10 protein-coding genes and 5 pseudogenes are annotated in these 18,394 nt (G+C 71.9%); 4 read left to right on the top strand and 11 right to left on the bottom strand.

The annotated features are described in order from the left end of the window. The first annotated feature begins 48 nt into the window (after positions 1-48). Entirely contained in the window at positions 49-2,145 is a 2,097-nt protein-coding gene (locus K7B10_RS12115) for a restriction endonuclease (protein WP_229336112.1), read from the top strand. On the opposite strand, the gene K7B10_RS12120 is transcribed toward K7B10_RS12115, so the two are convergent. Both K7B10_RS12120 and K7B10_RS12125 read right to left on the bottom strand, forming a co-directional pair. After that, positions 2,146-3,312: a CobW family GTP-binding protein gene (locus tag K7B10_RS12120; protein WP_229336113.1), complete on the bottom strand. Its 1,167-nt coding sequence runs from the start codon at positions 3,310-3,312 to the stop codon at positions 2,146-2,148. 14 nt (positions 3,313-3,326) lie between these two features. Further along, the gene (locus K7B10_RS12125) at positions 3,327-4,493 is read right to left on the bottom strand and encodes a citrate synthase/methylcitrate synthase (protein ID WP_229344958.1); all 1,167 of its coding nucleotides are present in this window, start codon (positions 4,491-4,493) and stop codon (positions 3,327-3,329) included. Positions 4,494-4,548: 55 nt separating this feature from the next. On the opposite strand from K7B10_RS12125, the gene K7B10_RS12130 reads away from it, so the two are divergent. Further along, entirely contained in the window at positions 4,549-5,790 is a 1,242-nt protein-coding gene (locus K7B10_RS12130; protein ID WP_229336114.1) for a citrate synthase, read from the top strand. Between the two features lie 48 nt (positions 5,791-5,838). Here K7B10_RS12130 and K7B10_RS12135 read toward each other — a convergent pair. The 6 genes and pseudogenes from K7B10_RS12135 to K7B10_RS12160 all read right to left on the bottom strand — a co-directional run. Then, a pseudogene (locus tag K7B10_RS12135) lies at positions 5,839-7,044 on the bottom strand (alpha-amylase family glycosyl hydrolase); the annotation flags it as partial. Positions 7,045-7,100: 56 nt separating this feature from the next. Then, positions 7,101-7,745 (bottom strand): annotated as a pseudogene (locus K7B10_RS12140) (carbohydrate ABC transporter permease); the annotation flags it as partial. A 14-nt stretch (positions 7,746-7,759) separates the two neighbouring features. After that, positions 7,760-8,639, bottom strand: a pseudogene (locus K7B10_RS12145) (carbohydrate ABC transporter permease). A gap of 46 nt (positions 8,640-8,685) precedes the next feature. Continuing rightward, positions 8,686-9,365: pseudogene (locus tag K7B10_RS12150) on the bottom strand (extracellular solute-binding protein); the annotation flags it as partial. Positions 9,366-9,654: 289 nt separating this feature from the next. Then, positions 9,655-10,665, bottom strand: coding sequence for a LacI family DNA-binding transcriptional regulator (locus tag K7B10_RS12155; RefSeq protein WP_229336115.1), 1,011 nt, complete (start codon positions 10,663-10,665; stop codon positions 9,655-9,657). A gap of 113 nt (positions 10,666-10,778) precedes the next feature. Beyond that, a pseudogene (locus tag K7B10_RS12160) lies at positions 10,779-10,982 on the bottom strand (hypothetical protein); the annotation flags it as partial. Positions 10,983-11,394: 412 nt separating this feature from the next. Here K7B10_RS12160 and K7B10_RS12165 point away from each other — a divergent pair. Together K7B10_RS12165 and K7B10_RS12170 are read left to right on the top strand one after the other, a co-directional pair. Then, complete coding sequence (locus tag K7B10_RS12165; RefSeq protein ID WP_229336116.1) at positions 11,395-13,011, top strand: sensor histidine kinase; 1,617 nt, start codon at positions 11,395-11,397, stop codon at positions 13,009-13,011. Further along, positions 13,008-13,715 (top strand): DUF7342 family protein, encoded by a 708-nt coding sequence (locus K7B10_RS12170; RefSeq protein WP_229336117.1) that lies wholly within the window; start codon positions 13,008-13,010, stop codon positions 13,713-13,715. The genes K7B10_RS12165 and K7B10_RS12170 overlap by 4 nt, the downstream gene beginning before the upstream one ends. Positions 13,716-13,742: 27 nt before the next feature. On the opposite strand, the gene K7B10_RS12175 is transcribed toward K7B10_RS12170, so the two are convergent. The 3 genes from K7B10_RS12175 to K7B10_RS12185 all read right to left on the bottom strand — a co-directional run bounded on the left by K7B10_RS12175 (position 13,743) and on the right by K7B10_RS12185 (position 18,100). Beyond that, a complete protein-coding gene (locus K7B10_RS12175; protein WP_229336118.1) occupies positions 13,743-15,335 on the bottom strand; it encodes a monocarboxylic acid transporter in 1,593 nt (530 codons plus the stop codon). Further along, positions 15,332-15,829, bottom strand: coding sequence for a DUF485 domain-containing protein (locus tag K7B10_RS12180; protein ID WP_229336119.1), 498 nt, complete (start codon positions 15,827-15,829; stop codon positions 15,332-15,334). The genes K7B10_RS12175 and K7B10_RS12180 overlap by 4 nt, the downstream gene beginning before the upstream one ends. 150 nt (positions 15,830-15,979) lie before the next feature. Beyond that, positions 15,980-18,100 (bottom strand): DNA gyrase/topoisomerase IV subunit B, encoded by a 2,121-nt coding sequence (locus K7B10_RS12185; protein WP_229336120.1) that lies wholly within the window; start codon positions 18,098-18,100, stop codon positions 15,980-15,982. Between the last annotated feature and the right edge of the window lie 294 nt (positions 18,101-18,394).

The raw sequence follows: 18,394 nt of genomic DNA on the forward strand, positions 1-18,394 counted from the left end.
CCGACTAGTGTTTTCCCTCAGGGCGTTGGTGGGGGGAGTACACAGCTGATGAGTCGTCGGTCGGGCGGATTGATCGGGGACTGGGCCGAGGCCCAGCGCCGGCAGCAGCAGACACAGGTGATCCAGCAGCGGGAGGCGGAGCGCCGGCTGCTGGCGTACGAACGGGACCGGCAGCGGACCCACGAGCGGGACGCGAACCGCAGCCACCGGCAGTTCCGTGAGGCCGAGGCCTTGCGGCGGACCGCGCAGATCGACGCCGAGGTCGACGCCCTCAAGGGGCTGCTGGTCGCGGGCTGCCGGGCGCCGGCGTTCCGGATAGCCGCCCTGGCCCGGCCCGAGCAGCTGGAGCCCTTCAACCCCGGGGCCCTGGCGCATCCGGTGCCGATGCCGCGGATCGACCAGTTCCAGCAGCAGAGCAGCGGCTGGACGCTCGGCTCGAACCACCGGGCGCAGGCGGAGCGGGAGGCCCACGCCCGGTACACCGAGGCCTGGCAGGCCGCGAGCGCCGCGGAGGCGCAGCGGCAGCAGCAACTGGCCGCGTACCGGCAGCAGTACGACCGGTGGGCCGCCGAGCAGCTCGCCGGGGTACGGGCCCACAACAGCGGGCTCACCGAGCTGGCCGCCGCCCTGCGCACGGGTGACGCGGAGGCGGCGGTGGAGTACTTCTCGGCCGCCCTGTACGCCTCGACGGCCTGGCCGGAGGCGCTGCCGAGGCAGGTGGCGGCCGCGTACGACCCCTCGGCGCGCCAGCTGGTGCTGGACTGGGAGCTCCCCGGGTACGCGGTGGTGCCGGAGGCCAGTGCGGTGCAGTACCTGCCGAGTACGGACCAGGACAGGGTGAAGCCCCGCCGGGTGACGGAGCGTCGGGCCCTGTACCGGGACCTGCTGGCGCAGTGCATGCTGCTGGTGGTGCGCGAGCTGTTCGCGGCGGACGAGTTCGGTGTACTGGACTCGGTCGTGGTCAACGGGTTCGTGGACTGCCACGATCCGGCGACCGGGCAGGAGGCGCGGTTCGTCCTCTCCACGGTGCCGGCGGCGCGGTCCGCCTTCGAGGGGCTGCGCCTGGAGCAGGTCAGCGCCGTGGACTGTCTGGTGTCGGGGTTGGGCGGCCAGTTGTCGGGGCGGCCCGATCAGCTGACGGCGGTGCGCCCGGGGCGGCGGCCGGACGAGGTCGGCGGAGGGGTCGTCAGCCACGGAGGGCAGGCGGGAGACGCGGACGAGGACGAGCCGGACCTCTTCTTCATGGATCCGATCGCCTTCGAGAACCTGGTCGCCGAGTTGTTCCGGGCGATGGGCATGGAGGCGGTGACCACGCAGCGGTCGGGGGACGGCGGGGTGGACGTGGAGGCGCTGGACCCGGCGCCGATCCGGGGCGGGCGGATCGTCGTGCAGGTCAAGCGCTACCGGAACACGGTGCCGCCGACGGCCGTGCGTGATCTGTACGGCACGGTCCAGGACAAAGGGGCGAACAAGGGGGTCCTTGTCACCACCGCGTCCTTCGGTCCGGGGTCGTACGCCTTCGCCAACGGCAAGCCGCTGGAGCTGGTTCCCGGGACGGACCTCGTCGAGCTCCTGCACCAGTACGGGCTGCGCGGTCGGCTCGGCGGCGGGCCGGCGCAGCGCGCGCCCGAGCCCGATCCCGGGCCCGCCGCCCCCTCGGCGGACCACAACGTGCTGGGCATGTCCTGGACGGGGGCCGTGGCGCTGGATGTGTGCGCCCTCGTCTGCACGGGCAACCGGGTGCTGAGCGAGGAGCACTTCGTGTTCTTCAACAACCCCCGGACCCCGGACGGTTCCGTCCGGGCCCGCGCGCACGCGGCGCCCGACAAGGCGGCGCTGGAGGTCTCCTTCGACGCCCTGCCCGGGCCCGCCGACCGGCTGGTCCTCGTGGCCGCGATCGACCCGGAGGTCGATCCGAACGCCGACCTCGCCGGGTTCACGGACGCCCACATCCGCCTGCTGTCCGCCGGCGGCGAGGAGCTCGGCCGGCTGGACGTCTCCGACGGGCGGGCCGGGGAGACCGCTCTGGTCCTCGGCTCGTTCCGGCGCCGCTCCAACGGCGACTGGGACTTCGTGATCGGCGGAAAGGGCTACCGCGGCGGTCTGGAGGACCTGCTGGGCGAGTACGGCGTCGAGGTCGCCTGATCAGTCGGAGCCGGGATCGCCGTACGGTTCGGGTTCGCAGGGCTCCGGCTCCGGTTCGGGCTCCTGCCCGGCCTCCGGCTGCGGCGGGCGGTCGACGTAGCGCAGGACGCCCCACATGCTCTCCGGGGGTGCGTCCTGCGGGGCCGGTTCGCGGCAGGCCTCCAGCTCGCGGAGCAGGGCGGGGCCGTCCGTACCGGCGCCGATCAGGACCAGTTGGCTCCGGCGCGGCTCGCCACGGCCCCAGGGGCCCGGCACGAAGCGGAGGAAGCGGCCGACGGCGTGGACCTCGTAGCGCTCCTCGTGGCCGGGGACGCCGAAGTGGACGTAGCCCTTGATCCGGTACAGCCCGGCCGGGCGGCGGTCGAGGAAGTCGATGAAGCGGCGCGGGTTCAGGGCCTGCTCGGACACGAACTCCGTGCTCTCGTACACCGTGTGGGCGTGCCCGGTGTGGTCCTGGTGATCGGCGTCGTCGCCGTCCCTGGCCTGTGAGATCAGGTCCTCGAAGGACAGCTGGCCCCGGGTCTCGGTCCACGGGCGCCGGTCGAAGAGCAGCTCCGGGTCGATCCGGCCGTGGTCGGCGGCCACCACCGGCGTGCCGGGGCAGAGCGTGCCGAGCTCGGCCTCGATCCGGGCGAGGCCGGCCGGTTCCGCCCGGTCGGTCTTGTTCAGCACGATCAGGTCCGCGACGGCCAGGTGGCGGTCGGTCTCCGGGTGCTTGGCCCGGGTCGCGTCGAACTCCGCCGCATCCACGACCTGGACCAGCCCGCCGTACCGGATCGCCGGATTCTCGCTGGCCACCAGCATCCGGATCATCTCCTGGGGCTCGGCCAGCCCGCTCGCCTCGATGACGATCACGTCGATCCGGTGGACGGGTGCGGAGAGCTTCTCCAGGTACGCGTCCAGCTCGCTGCCGTCGACCGCGCAGCACAGGCAGCCGCCGCCGAGCGAGACCATCGAGTCGCCGACCTGGCCCGCGACGGCCATCGCGTCGATCTCGATCGAGCCGAAGTCGTTGACGACGACGCCGATCCGGGTGCCTCCCCGGTTGCCGAGGAGGTGGTTGAGAAGCGTCGTCTTGCCGGATCCGAGGAATCCGGACAGGACGACGACGGGAATCGGCTGGGCGGGCGTCCCGGCGGGCCGCTGGGCGGGATGACTGCTGTTCACACCGCCGATCGTAGTCAGCCGAGCGCCGGAACCGGCTCGGGCGGGTTCGGGCCCACGTACCGGGCGGCCGGACGGATGATCTTCGAATCGGCGGCCTGTTCGAGGATGTTCGCGCTCCACCCGACCACGCGGGCCGCGCAGAAGGTCGGGGTGAACATCTCGCGCGGCAGCCCGCACAGCTCCATGACCACGCCGGCGTAGAACTCCACGTTGGTGTGCAGCTCCCGCCCCGGCTTGAGCTCGGCGAGGATCTCCTCGACGTGCCGCTCCACCTCCACGGCGAAGTCCACGAGCGGACCGCCGAACCCCAGCGCGATGTCGCGCAGCATGCGCGAACGCGGGTCCTCGGTGCGGTACACGGGGTGCCCGAAGCCCATGATCCGGTCCCCGGCGAGCACCCGCTCGCGGACCCACGGCTCGATGCGCTCGGCGGTGCCGATGGCGTCCAGGGTGTCCAGGGCCCGGCTGGGCGCGCCGCCGTGCAGCGGGCCGGAGAGCGCGCCGATCGCGCCGGTGAGCGCGGCGGCGACGTCCGCTCCCGTGGAGGCGATCACTCGGGCGGTGAAGGTGGAGGCGTTGAAGCCGTGGTCGATGGTGGAGATCAGGTACCGCTCCACGGCCCGCGCCTTGGCCGGGTCGGGCTCCTGACCGGTGAGCATGTACAGGTAGTTGGCGGCGTACGGGAGGTCCGCGCGCGGCTCGACCGGCTCCAGGCCCTGCCCCAGCCGGTGCAGGGCGGTGAGCAGGGTCGGCACGGCGGCGCAGGCGGCCAGCGCGTCGGCGGCCCGGCGCCCGGGGTCGATGTCGTACACGGGGCGGAACCCGGCGGAGGCGCCGAGCAGGGAGAGCGCGGTCCGCAGCCCGGCGAGCGGGCCCGAGAGCGCGGTGGCCCGGGCGAGGGCGGGCAGGGCCTCCCGCACCGCGTCGGGCAGTCGGCGCAGCGGGGCGATCTCGGCGGCGAACGCGGCCCGCTCGCCGGCGTCGGCCGGGAGGGTGCCGCGGAACATCAGGTGCCACACGTCCTCGAAGCTGCGGCTCGCGGCGAGCTCGACGGCCGAGTACTGGCGGTAGTGGTAGAAGCCCTCGCGGCCTCGGACGTCACCGAGTTCGGTCTCGGTGACCACGACTCCCGCGAGACCGCGGGGCACATCGACGGTGGTGTTCATGGATCGACCATCCATCATGGATTGAATCCTTGTCAATGTTGATCGAATCAATATATGTAGGGTGGGTGTCATGAACGACCAGGCGGATGGCGAGCGCCGACTCAGCACCCGGCAGGCGGCGGAACTGCTGGGGGTGAAGCCCGCGACCGTGTACGCGTACGTCAGCCGCGGCCAGCTCACCAGCCGCCGCGATCCGGTCGGCCGCGGCAGCAGCTTCGACGCGCGCGAGGTGGAGGCCCTGGCCCTGCGCAGCCGGCGCGAGGCGGCGGCGCCCCCGGGCGCGGAGCTCTCCGTACGCACCTCGCTCACGCTCATCGAGCGCGACCGGTACTACTTCCGGGGCGTGGACGCCGTCGAGCTGGCCTCGCGGTACCCCTACGAGGAGGTCGCCGAGTGGCTCTGGACCGGGACGCTGCCGCGCGGCGCGCGCTTCACCACGCCCCCGCGGACGCTCGCCGCCGCCCGGCGCGCGGTGGCCGCGCTGCCCGAGCACAGCGGTCCGATCGACCGGCTGCGGGTGGCGACGGCGGCCGCCGCGGTCGCCGATCCGCTGCGCTTCGACCTCTCCGCCGAGGCCGTACTGGGCTCCGCGCGCTGTCTGATCCCCACCCTGGTCGGCGCGTTGCCCGAGCTGGGCCGGCCCGGCTGGCGCGGGGACGGCCGGCTCGCCCGGCAGCTGTGGACGCGGCTGACGCCGCGTGAGCCGGATCCGGACGCGCTGGCCACGCTGGACCTGGCCCTGGCCCTGCTCATCGACCACGATCTGGCCGCCTCGACCCTGGCCGTACGGGTGGCCGCGTCGGCTCGGGCCCATCCGTACGCGGCCGTCTCGGCCGGCCTCGGGGCGCTCGAAGGGCCGCTGCACGGCGCGGCCGGACGGCTCGCGCACAGGACGCTGGCGGAGGCACTGGAGCGGGGCGGGGCCGCGCCGGTGGTCGCCGACCACCTGCGGGCGGGGCGGCGGGTTCCGGGGCTGGGGCACCGGCTGTACGAGGGCGAGGACCCGCGGGCCACGGCGCTGTTCGCGCGGCTGGAGGGCGTACCGCAGGCGGGGCCCGCGCTGGCGGCCGCCCGGGAGGTCGTCGCGACGGCGGCGGCCCGGCGCGGCGGGCTCCACGCCAATGTCGACCTGGCGCTGGCGGTGCTGACGGTGTCCTGCGGGATGTCCGCGGAGGCCGGGGAGACGGTGTTCGCAGTGGCCCGGACCGCGGGCTGGATGGCGCACGCGCTGGAGGAGTACCAGGAGCGGCCGCTGCGGATGCGCCCGAGCGGCCAGTACCAGGGGCCCCGCCCGCCGCAGCCGATGCCGTGACGCGCGCCGGCCCGTGCGCTCCTTCGTGCCGGCGGTCCGGCTGCGGGGTCAGGTCCGCAGCCAGACCGCCGTGTCCTGCGGGAGCAGCCCGGCCGCGCCGAGGGCGGAGCTGCTCAGCAGGAGGCTCGTGTGCGCCGGCAGCGCGACCGGAGCGCCGGACAGGTTGACCACGCAGACCAGCCCGTCGGGGCGGGCGAAGGCCAGCACTCCGGGCGGCGCGGGCAGCCACGCGAGCGAGCCGCCGCCGAAGCCGCCTGCCGCGCGGCGCAGTCCGAGGGCCGTCCGGTAGAGGGTGAGCATCGAGTCCGGGTCCTCGCCCTGGCGGTCCGCGGCGTACGCGCCCCAGCCCTCGGGCTGCGGCAGCCAGGGGTCGTGCCACGGCTCGGCGGTCCACGGCAGCGGGACCCGGCAGCCGTCGCGCCCCGGGTCGGTGCCACCGGAGCGGAAGTGCATCGGGTCCTGGATCCGGCTGATCGGTATGTCGGCTTCCGGCAGGCCCAGTTCTTCGCCCTGGTAGACGTACACGGCGCCGGGCAGGGCGAGTGTCAGCAGGGCCGCGGCCCGCGCCCGCCGGGTACCGAGAGCCAGGTCGGTGGGGGTGCCGAAGGCCTTGGCGGCGAAGTCGAAGGCGGTTTCGGCGCGCCCGTAGCGGGTGACGGTACGGGTCACGTCGTGGTTGCACAGCACCCAGGTGGCCGGAGCGCCGACCGGGGCGTGCTCGGCGAGGGTCTCCTCGATGGAGGTGCGCAGTCGCCCCGCGTCCCACGGGCAGCTGAGGAAGGAGAAGTTGAAGGCGGTGTGCAGCTCGTCGCGCCGCAGGTAGCGGGCGAAGCGCTCGGAGTCGGGCAGCCAGACCTCGCCGACGAAGACGGCTCCGTAGGCGTCGGCGATCGCGCGCCACGAGCGGTAGATGGTGTGCAGGTCGTCCCGGTCGATGTACGGGTGGACCTCGCCGGTGCCGGGCGGCCAGGGCTCGGGCGGACGGCCGGCGAGGTCGGGCAGGGCCGGGTCTTTGGCGAGCAGGGCGGCGGAGTCGATCCGTACGCCGGCCACCCCTCGCTCGAACCAGAAGCGCAGCACGTCCTCGTGCTCCCGGCGCACGGCGGGGTGGTCCCAGTTGAGGTCGGGCTGCTGCGGGGTGAACAGGTGCAGGTACCACTCCCCGTCGGGCACGCGCGTCCAGGTGGCCGCGCCGTTGAACTCGGAGGGCCAGTCCCCCGGCGGCAGTTCGCCCCCTGCGCCGCGGCCCGGACGCCCGCGAGATCGCCCATGCCGTCCCCCGTCGCCGTCGGCGAAGCTGCGGACGTGCACACGACGCCGAGGACGGGCCGGGACATCGGCAGGACCACGGATCGCAGGGTGCGCAGGGCGCTCGCACCGTCGATGGAGGCGGCGTCGATGATCTCCTGCGGGATGGAGTCGAAGAACCGCTTCAGCAGGAAGATGCTGAAGGCGTTCGTGACGGACGGCAGCCAGATGCCCCAGGGCGAGTCGAGCAGGTTCCGCTGGATGAGCGGCATGTCGAGCACGGTGAGGTACTGCGGTACGACGAGGACGGTGGCCGGGATCATCAGGGTCGCCAGCATCATGCCGAGGACCGCCTTGCCGAAGACCGGCCGCAGCCGGGACAGGGAGTAGGCGGCTCCGACGTCGAGGACGAGCTGGAAGGCGAGGGCTCCGAAGGCGTGGTACAGGGTGTTGAACAGCAGCTTGGCGAGGTCCATGACCTTCCGGGCGGCCGTGTAGTTGGCGGTGTGCACGGAGTGCGGCACCAGGGTGGGCGGGACGCGGGCGAACTCCTCGGTGCTCTTGAGGCCGCCCGCCACCATCCAGTAGAGGGGGCCGAGGAAGACGGCGGTGAAGCCGATGACGACCACGGCGAGGACGGTCCAGTAGAGGATCTTGCCCCGGGTGCGGCCCAGCTGGGCGGGGGATATCAGCGTGCGCTCCGCCATCGCGGGGGCTCCTGTCAGCTCTCGTTGTCGCGGCTGAGGCGGACGTGCAGGGCGGAGAAGCCGGCCAGCAGGACGAGCAGGCACAGGCCCAGGGCCGCGGCGCCGCCGTACTGGTTGAAGCTGAAGGCGTACTGGTAGATGAGGACGACGACGGTGGTGGTCGAACCTTCGGGGCCGACGCCGCCGGTCAGCAGGAACGGTTCGGTGAACACCTGCATCGTCGCGATGATCTGCATCAGCAGCATGAGCGAGAGGATGAGCTTGGTCTGCGGGACGGTGACGTGCCAGATCTTGCGCAGCAGTCCGGCGCCGTCGAGCTCGGCGGCCTCGTACAGCTCGCCGGGGATGCCCTGGAGGGCTGCGAGGTAGATCAGGGTCGCACTGCCCATGTTCATCCAGGTCGACGCGATGACGAGGGACAGCATGGCGGTGTCGCTGGATTGCAGCCAGTCTTGCGCCGGCAGGTGCAGGAATTCCAGGGCCCTGTTGAAGAGGCCGTATCCGGGGTCGTAGAAGTCCTTGAAGAGCAGGACAGAAGCCACCGGCGGCATCATCGCGGGCAGGTAGACCAGCAGGCGCAGGTAGCCCTGCGCGTGCCGGAACTCGTTGAGGACGACCGCGACCACGAAGGGGAGGACGAAGCCGAGGACCAGGGCGAGTCCGGTGAAGAGCAGGGTGTTGCGCCAGGCCTGCCAGAAGCCGGGGTCCTGGAAGACGTGGCGGAAGTTGTCCCCGCCGGACCATCGGGTACCAGGAAAAGAAGGAGAAGCAGAGGACGGCGCCGATCAGGAATCCGTGGGCCGTGAGGTTCCGCTTGAACGCCCGGCGGAACTCCTCCTTCGAGGCCGCGCGTGCGGCGCGGCCGGCGGGCAGGGTGGTGGCGGGAGCCGACATCGCCGCTCGCCCTACTGGTTCGCCAGCAGCTGGTTGACCGCTTTCTCTTGAAGTTGAGCCAGGCGACGGCGGCCTTGATCTTGTCGGGCGAGGCGCCCTTCTTGATCATGTAGCCGTTGCCGCCGGCCCGGGTGGCCGCGCCGCCGGGGAGCGGGCCGATGCCGAAGTTCTCGTACTCCGCGCCGAGCTGCTGGACCATGTACGTGATGTCGTCGGGCGCGGCGAGGAACATGCCGAGCTTGCCCGAGGCCATCTGCTTCTGCAGGTCGCCCCACTTGAGCAGCTGGGTCTTGCCCATGCTGTCGTCCTCCCAGCGCATGGCGCGGAGGTTGTCGACGATCTGCTTGCCGGAGGGACTGTTGAAGGCGGCCTTGCCGTCGGCGCCGACGATGTCGCCGCCGAGGCCGTACATGGCGGCCGTGTAGTGCCGGCCTCCGGTGTTGTCGACGCTGTACTCGCCGTAGCCGGCGGTGCCGTTGCCGAAGGCCGCGATCTTCCTGGCCGCCGCCCGGACCCCGTCCCAGGTCCGCGGCGGGGTGTCGGGGTTGAGGCCCGCCTGCCGGAAGAGCTTGCGGTTGACCAGCAGGCCCATCGTGCAGTTGCTGGTGGGGAGGGCGTAGAGCTTGCCGTCGCGCGTGAGGACGCCCAGCACGTTCTTGTCGATGTCGTCGAGCGCGGGGTGACGTAGGCGGAGATGTCCTCGGCGCCGTCGTCGTCGAGGACCTGCTGCTCGTACCGCAGGCCGCGAGGGCCGTGACGGCGAGGGCGCAGACAAGGGCGGTCGCGGTGCCGCGGCGGGGGCTGGTTCTCATCGGCGGTCCCCTTCGAGCATCGGGCAGCAGGCGTGGGGGCGAGCGCGGCACACTCAACCACCACCCACAGATGTGCGCAATATCTCGCGCGGACTTCGTAAGATATTGACATTGTGATGCCGGGTGCGAGACGCAAGAAGGGCTCCGGAACGCCCAGAGGACGTTCCGGAGCCCTTCGCCGTGCGGGCGCGGCCGGTACGGGACTACCTGCGCGGGGCCTGCGCCGTGGAGCCGCGGACCACCAGCTCAGGCTCGAAGAGGAGTTCGCCGGGCTGTACGGCGGTGCCCTGGATCTGTGCGGTGAGCAGCTCGACGGCGGCCCGGCCCATGGCCTCGATGGGCTGGCGGACGGTGGTCAGCGGGGGCTCGGTGCAGTTCATGAACGCCGAGTCGTCGTAGCCGACCACGGAGACCTCCCGGGGCACGCCGAGCCCCCGGCGGCGGGCCGCCCGTACGGCGCCCAGCGCGAGCGGGTCGCTGGCGCAGATGATGCCGGTGACCCCGCGGTCGAGCAGTCGGGAGGCGGCCGCGCGGCCCCCCTCCAGCGAGAACAGCGCGCGCTCCACGTGGGCGGCGGGCAGCTCGGTGCCGGCCGCGGCCGCGACCGCCTGGGCGGCCGTCAGCTTGCGCAGGGACGGGATGTGGTCGGGCGGGCCCAGTACCAGGCCGATGCGCTCGTGTCCCAGGGAGGCCAGGTGGCGCCAGGCCTGCTCGACGGCGACGGCGTCGTCGCAGGCCACGCAGGGGAAGCCGAGGTCCTCTGTGGAGGCGTTGATGAGCACCACCGGGACCTTGCGGTCGGACAGCAGCCGGTAGTGCCCGTGCGGGGCGTCGGCCTGGGCGAAGAGACCGCCCGCGAAGACGACGCCGGACACCTGCTGCTGGAGGAGGAGCTCGACGTAGTCGGCCTCGGAGACCCCGCCGGTGGTCTGCGTGCACAGCACTGGGGTCAGCCCCTGCTGGGCCAGCGCGCCGCCGATGACCTCGGCGAAGGCGGGGAAGATCGGATTCTGCAGCTCCGGCAGGACCAGGCCGACCAGGCGGGCGCGCTCGCCGCGCAGCTGCGTGGGCCGCTCGTACCCGAGGACGTCGAGGGCGGTGAGCACGGACTGGCGGGTGGCCTCCGAGACGCCCGGCTTGCCGTTGAGCACCCGGCTGACCGTTGCCTCGCTGACTCCCACCTTCTTCGCCACTTGAGCAAGTCGTCGCGTCATGCGCGCAAGACTAGCGCAAGAAATGCAAGTCGCTTGCGGCTCGGTGGAGCGGCCCCGGGAGTGCCCCGGAGCCGCACCACCACCCGCTCGGGCGCTGCCGGTCTACGCAGTCGGTTGATCCTGAACGTCGAAGTCGTGTTCCGTACGTCCACGGCGTTGTCGCTGGTCTTCAGGTTGTGGACGGTGACCTCACCGATCGCCGGGCCCTGCCCGTCCTCGGGCATCTCGTTCGCCCAGAGTCCGAAGCCGGACTTGGCGTCGAAGGCGTCCCCGCTCTTCTTCGCCCCGGTGACGGTGATGTCCTTCAGGACGGTATCCGTGTACGTGGACTGGTCGCCGTCGGTGGCGTTGGCGGCCGTGTAGGCGCCGTCGCTGCTGCTCGCCGCGGCGGGGCGGCCGGCCGAGATGCTCGGGCCGCCGGCGGCCTCGGCGCTCAGGGCGGGCCATCCCAGCATCAGCAGGGCCGTGGCGGTCAGGGCGGCCAGCGCCCGTCCTCTCCAGTGGAGCCTTCTCATATGTCCTCGTCCCTCGGCATGAGTTTCTGAACCATGTGAGATAGGAATTTGCGTCGTACCGTGCGAAAATTGCAGAGCTTTGCGCAGTAATCTACTGCTCTGACCGCACTTTCATGCCGTCATCGCTTGCGCAAGCTGGACGCACATCACGCAAGCCATTTGCGTGCACATGGGAAATTCCGCTTCGGCCGAAGGCCACCTACCGTTGCTGGTCATGCGGTTCCCCCACATGAGCGCTCGGCGCCTCGGGCTGCCCAGACGGGCCGTCTCGCAGATCCTGCTCACCCAGCTCGCCATCGCCGCCGGGGTCGTCGTGCTGGCCACCGGGCTCTTCCTGGCTCCGCTCGGCGCACAGCTCGACGACCAGGCCATGCGGCGCGCCCTGGCCATCGCCCAGAGCGCGGCGGCGGACCCCTCGCTGGCCGCGGACCTCCTGGACTCCGGGCCGACGGCCGACAGCCCGGTGCAGGCCTCGGCCGAGCGGATCCGGCGGGCCACGGGCGCCGAGTACGTGGTCGTCATGGACCTGGACGGCATCCGCCGCTCGCACCCCGGCGCCGACCGGATCGGACTGCCCGTCTCCACCGACCCGAGCGAGGCCCTCGCGGGCCGCGAGGTCATGGAGATCGACGAGGGCACGCTCGGCCGCTCCGCCCGCGGCAAGGTTCCCCTCGTCGCGGCCGACGGGGAGATCGTCGGCGCGGTCTCCGTCGGCATCGCCTACGACAGCGTCCGCGACCGGCTGCTCGGCGCGATTCCGGGCCTGCTCGCCTACGCGGGCGGCGCCCTCGCGGCCGGCGCGCTCGCCGCCTACCTGCTGTCCCGCCGGATCCAGCGGCAGACCCGCGACCTGGCCTTCTCCGATATCGCGGGACTGCTCGCCGAGCGCGAGGCGATGCTGCACTCCATCCGCGAGGGCGTGATCGCCCTCGACCGCGACGGCCGGGTCCGCCTGGTCAACGACGAGGCCGCCCGGTTGCTGGGCCTGGCTCCCGACACGGCCGCCACCGTCGCCGGGCGCCCGCTGGACGAAGTGCTGGGCGCCGGCCGCACCACCGACGTCCTCGCCGGCCGCGTCACCGGCCGGGACCTGCTCACCGTCCAGGGCCCCCGGGTACTGATCGCCAACCGGATGCCCACCGAGGACGGCGGCGCCGTCGCCACCCTGCGCGACCGCACCGAGCTGGAACACCTCGGCCGCGAGCTCGACTCCACCAAGGGCCTGATCGACGCCCTGCGCGCGCAGGACCACGAACACGCCAACCGCCTCCACACCCTCCTCGGCCTGCTGGAGCTCGGCCTGCACGAGGAGGCGGTGGAGTTCGTCACCGAGGTCGTCGGGGTGCACCGCAGCACCGCCGAGCAGGTCACCGAGAAGGTCCACGACCCGCTGCTGGCCGCCCTCCTGGTGGGCAAGGCGACCGTCGCGGCCGAACGCGGCGTCGCGCTGCGGCTCGCCGACGCCACCTTCCTGCCCGACGGCCTCGTCGACCCCGGCGGGCTCGTCACCATCACGGGCAACCTGGTGGACAACGCCCTGGACGCCGCGGCGGGCTCCGCCACGCCCCTGGTCGAGGTCGAGCTGCGCGCCGAAGGCCGTACGGCGATCCTGCGGGTGCGGGACAGCGGCCCCGGCGTACCGGCCGCCCGCCGCGAGGAGATCTTCACCGAAGGGTGGTCGACCAAGCAGCCCAAGGCACACCGCGAGCGCGGACTGGGTCTCGCGCTCGTACGCCGCCTCGCGGAGCGGCAGGGCGGCACGGCCCGGGCCGGCGGGACGGCGGACGGAGGGGCGGAGTTCTCCGTCGTACTCCCGGAGGCCCTGCGATGAACGAGACCCCGGTCCACGACATCCACGTATTGGTCGTCGACGACGACGTGCGTGTTGCCCGGATCAACGCGGCCTACGTGGCGAAGGTTCCCGGCTTCCGCGTCGTCGCCCAGGCCCATTCGGCGGCCGAGGCCCTGGCCTGCCTCGACACCCGCACCGTGGACCTGATCCTGCTCGACCACTACCTGCCGGACGAGAACGGCCTGGACCTGGTCCGCAGGCTGCGCCAGCTCGGCCACCGCACCGACGTGATCATGGTCACGGCCGCCCGCGACCTGGCCACCGTCCAGTCCGCCATGCGCCTCGGCGCCCTCCAGTACCTGGTCAAGCCCTTCACCTTCGCCGGTCTGCGCTCCCGGCTGGAGGCGTACGGCTCCCTGCGCCGCACCCTGGAGACGGGCGGCGAGGCCGAACAGGCCGAGGTGGACCGGATCTTCGGCGCCCTCGCCGCGGCCGGCTCCCCGAACGAGATGCCCAAGGGCCACTCCGCCACCACCGCCGAGCTGGTCCGCCAGGTGCTCCGCTCCGCCGAAGGCCCGCTCTCCACCCAGCAGATCGCCGACCGAGCCGGCATCAGCCGCCAGACCGCCCAGCGCTACCTGAAGCTCCTGGAACGCACCGGCCGGGTCACCCTGGCCCTGCGCTACGGCGAGACGGGCCGCCCGGAACACCGCTACTCCTGGCTGCCGTCCGAGAGCCAGTGACCCGGCGGGCGGCGCCGGCCGCCCCGCTCAGACGGCCCCGGCCCCGGTCAGCGAGCGGACCTCCGTCTCCGCGTACTTCGCCTCGTCCGGATCCTCGGCCGAGGTGACCGTACCCATCCAGCCCGCGAGGAAGCCCAGCGGGATCGATACCAGGCCCGGGTTCTGCAGCGGGAAGAACTGGAAGCTCACGCCCGGGAACAGGGAGTCCGGGCTGCCTGAGACCACCGGCGACAGGAGCACGAGCACCACCGCCGGCACCAGGCCCCCGTACACCGACCACACGGCTCCGCGCGTGGTGAACGCCCGCCAGAACAGCGAGTACAGCAGCACCGGAAGATTGGCCGAGGCCGCCACCGCGAAGGCCAGCCCCACCAGGAACGCCACGTTCAGGTCCTGGGCGAGCAGCCCCAGGGCGATGGCCACCGCACCGATCCCGACGGCCGCGACCCGGGCCACTGCCACCTCGCTGCGCTGGCGCGCGTGACGGCGCTTGAGCGAGGCGTACAGATCGTGCGCCACCGAGGCCGAGGAGGCCAGCGTGATCCCTGCGACCACGGCCAGGATCGTGGCGAAGGCGATCGCCGCCACGACGGCGAACAGCACCGCTCCCCCGGTCGACTCGGCCCCGCCGCCCAGGAAGGCCGCGAGCAGGGGAACCGCCGTGTTCCCCGAGGCGTTGGAGGCCCGCACCTCGTCCGGGCCCACCAGCGCCGCCGCCCCGAAGCCGAGCACGATGGTCATCAGGTAGAAGCCGCCGATCAGCGCGATCGCCCACACCACCGACCTGCGGGCCGCCCGTGCCGTGGGGACCGTGTAGAAGCGCGAGAGGATGTGCGGCAGCCCGGCCGTACCGAGCACCAGCGCGAGACCGAGGCTCATGAAGTCGAAGCGGGAGGTCCAGTCGGCGCCGTACTTGAGCCCGGGGCTCAGGAACCGCGGCCCGTGCCCGCTGCGCTCCGCGGCGCTGGTGAGCAGCTGGCCGAAGTCCCCGTGGAAGCGCAGGAGTACGAGCACGGTGAGGGTGACGGCCCCGCCCATGAGCAGCACGGCCTTCACGATCTGGATCCAGGTGGTGGCCCGCATGCCGCCGAAGGACACGTAGACCACCATCAGCGCGCCGACCCCGATCACGGTCAGCGTCCGGGCGGCGGTGCCCGAATCGCCGAGCAGCAGGCCCACCAGACTGCCCGCACCGACCATCTGCGCGACGAGGTACAGCACGGAGACGGTGACGGAGGAGGCTCCGGCCGCGATCCGTACGGGCCGCTCGCTCATCCGGGCCGCGACCACGTCGGCGAGGGTGAAGCGCCCGCAGTTGCGGACCAGTTCGGCGACGAGGAAGAGCACGACGAGCCAGGCCACGAGGAAGCCCACCGAGTACAGCAGGCCGTCGTAGCCGAAGAGGGCGATGAGGCCGGAGATGCCGAGGAAGGAGGCGGCGGACATGTAGTCGCCGGCGATGGCGAAACCGTTCTCCATCGGGGAGAACAGCCGTCCGCCGACGTAGAACTCCTCGGCGGAGCCGTGCCGGTTGCGGCTGACCCAGGTGGTGATGCCCAGGGTGACGGCGATGAAGAGGCTGAACAGGATCAGGGCGAGCGTCTGGTGTTCGGTGGTCACCGGCCGGACCCCCGGCTCTGGTTCCGGTTCCGCTCCTGGTCGCGTTCCTGCTCGAAGACCGTCCAGCGCAGGTCGAGCGCCGCCCGGTCCCGGCGCAACCGCGCGTGCCGGGCGTACGCCCAGGTCAGCAGGAAGGTGCTGAGGAACTGGCCGAGGCCCGCCAGCAGCGCCACGTTGACGGCGCCGAACACGGGCCGGGCCATGACGCCGGGCGCCATGGTCGCCGCGACCACGTAGGCGACGTACCAGAGGAGGAATCCGGCGGTCGCGGGGACGACGAACCCGCGGTAGCGGCTGCGGACCTCCTGGAAGGCGGCGCTGCGCTGCACTTCCAGGTAGATGTCTGATGCCCCGGGCGCGGCCCGGCCTCCGGCCGCCTGACGCGGGGGCGGCGGATCCCCGCCCTCGCCCTCCCCCCAGCCGACGGCGAGCGCGTCGTACCAGGGGTCGTCGAGCCGGATCGTTCCGGCATCGGGACCTTCGTGCTTGTCCACCGAACTCTCCTTGTCCGCTGCCGCATTGGCCGCGTGCCCACAAGGATGTGCGGTATGAACGTTTTCCGGACTGGTGTCCCGGTGCTCTTCACTCCAACAGGTGATGGAGCGAAGAGCACCGGTGTGCCGTGGTCCCGGTGTGCGTCTCGGTCAGGCGTCGATGCGCGAGCGGTCCAGGGTCGCCGCGGAGCTCGTGATGAACTCCTTGCGCGGCGCCACCTCGTTGCCCATCAGCAGGTCGAAGACCTGCTCGGCGGAGTCCAGGTCGCCGATGTTGATCCGGCGCAGCGTGCGGAACCGCGGGTCCATGGTGGTCTCCGCCAGCTGGTCCGCGTCCATCTCGCCGAGACCCTTGTAGCGCTGGATCGAATCCTTGTACCGGACGTTCTTGCGCTGGAATTCGAGCAGGGTCTGGCGCAGTTCGTTGTCCGAGTACGTGTAGACGTACTTGTCCTGGCCCTTCTTGGGCTGGACGAGTTCGATCCGGTGCAGCGGCGGCACCGCGGCGAACACCCGGCCCGCCTCGACCATCGGCCGCATGTACCGCTGGAAGAGCGTGAGCAGCAGGCAGCGGATGTGCGCGCCGTCGACATCGGCGTCTACGAGCAGGACGATCTTGCCGTAGCGCGCGGCGTCGATGTCGAAGGTCCGGCCCGAGCCGGCCCCTATGACCTGGATGATCGCCCCGCACTCGGCGTTCTTGAGCATGTCCGAGACCGAGGACTTCTGGACGTTCAGGATCTTGCCGCGAATCGGCAGGAGCGCCTGGAATTCCGAATTCCGCGCGAGCTTGGCGGTACCGAGCGCGGAGTCGCCCTCGACGATGAAGAGCTCGCTGCGCTCCACGTCGTCACTGCGGCAGTCGGCCAGCTTCGCGGGCAGCGAGGAGGTCTCCAGAGCGGTCTTGCGGCGCTGCGCCTCCTTGTGCTGGCGGGCGGCGATCCGGGTCCGGGCGGCCGCGACGATCTTCTCCATCACGGCGCGGGCCTGCTGCTTGTCGTCGCGCTTCGTGCTGGTCAGGAAGGCCTTGAGCTCCTTGGCGACCACGGCCGCGACGATCCGGGCGGCCGCCGAGGTGCCGAGCACCTCCTTGGTCTGGCCCTCGAACTGCGGCTCGGCCAGCCGAACGGTGACGACCGCCGTCAGGCCCTCCATCGCGTCGTCCTTGACCACGTCGTCCTCGGCGACGCGCAGCAGCTTCGCCGAGCGGAGCACCTCGTTCACGGTCTTGGCGACCGAGCGCTCGAAGCCCGTGATGTGGGTGCCGCCCTTGGGCGTGGCGATGATGTTGACGAAGGACTTGACCTGGGTCTCGTACCCGGTGCCCCAGCGCAGGGCGATGTCCACGCCGAGCTCGCGGGTGACCTCGGTGGGGGTCATGTGGCCGCGCTCGTCGAGGACGGGGACGGTCTCCTTGAAGGTGCCCTGGCCGGTCAGGCGCAGCACGTCGCAGACGGCCTTGTCCTGCGCGAGGTACTCGCAGAACTCGCTGATGCCCCCGTCGAAGCGGAAGGTCTCCTCCGTCTTGCCCGCCCCGTCGATGGCGCGCTCGTCGCGGACGACGATGGTCAGGCCGGGGACGAGGAAGGCGGTCTGGCGGGCGCGCTGGTAGAGCGTGTCCAGGGTGAGCCGGGCGTCCTTGAGGAAGATCTGCCGGTCGGCCCAGTAGCGGACCCGGGTGCCGGTCTTGCCCTTGGCGATGCGCTTGATCTTGCGCAGGCCGTTGGCGGGGTCGAACGGGCTGTCGGGGCCCTGCTCGGTGAACATGCCCGGGACACCGCGGCGGAAGCTGATCCCGTGGGTGGAGCTGCCCCGGTCCACCTCGACGTCCAGCCGGGCGGAGAGGGCGTTGACCACGGAGGCGCCGACGCCGTGCAGGCCGCCGGAGGCCGCGTACGAGCCGCCGCCGAACTTGCCGCCGGCGTGCAGCTTGGTCATGACGACCTCCACGCCGGACAGCCCCGTCTTGGGCTCGACGTCGACGGGGATGCCGCGGCCGTTGTCCCGGACCTCGACCGAGGTGTCCTCGTGGAGGATCACCTCGATGTGGTCGCAGTAGCCCCCCAGGGCCTCGTCCACGGCGTTGTCGATGATCTCCCAGAGGCAGTGCATGAGGCCTCGGGAGTCGGTGGACCCGATATACATGCCGGGGCGCTTGCGGACGGCCTCGAGGCCTTCGAGGACGAGCAGGTGCCGCGCGGTGTAGTTGGAGCCGTCCCGGTCTGCTCCGGACAGCAGCGCGCTGGAAGGCACGGACGTGTCGGCGGTCACGCAGTTCGCTCCTCGCTGAATTTCTTTTTCTGGCCCGTCGGGCGCAGGGTGGCTCGGTTGCCCGTCGAAGGGTACCGAGGCCTGGTAGAGCCGATGCAACGCCACCCTCGCGCCTTCATCAGCCTAGTGCAGGACCGCACGGATGTTCGATCCCCCGGTCGGGTGAAGCAAACATCACGTTCCCTTCCAGGCATGAACCATTTAGGGTTCGGGCACGTCCTCATGCACAACCGGCACTCAGCCGGGGAGGACGGAACTGCAACAAGCGAACGACTGACAACGCGAAACCGTAAA

Origin of the sequence: Streptomyces flavotricini, assembly GCF_020639365.1 — a bacterium.
Classification (GTDB): domain Bacteria; phylum Actinomycetota; class Actinomycetes; order Streptomycetales; family Streptomycetaceae; genus Streptomyces; species Streptomyces flavotricini.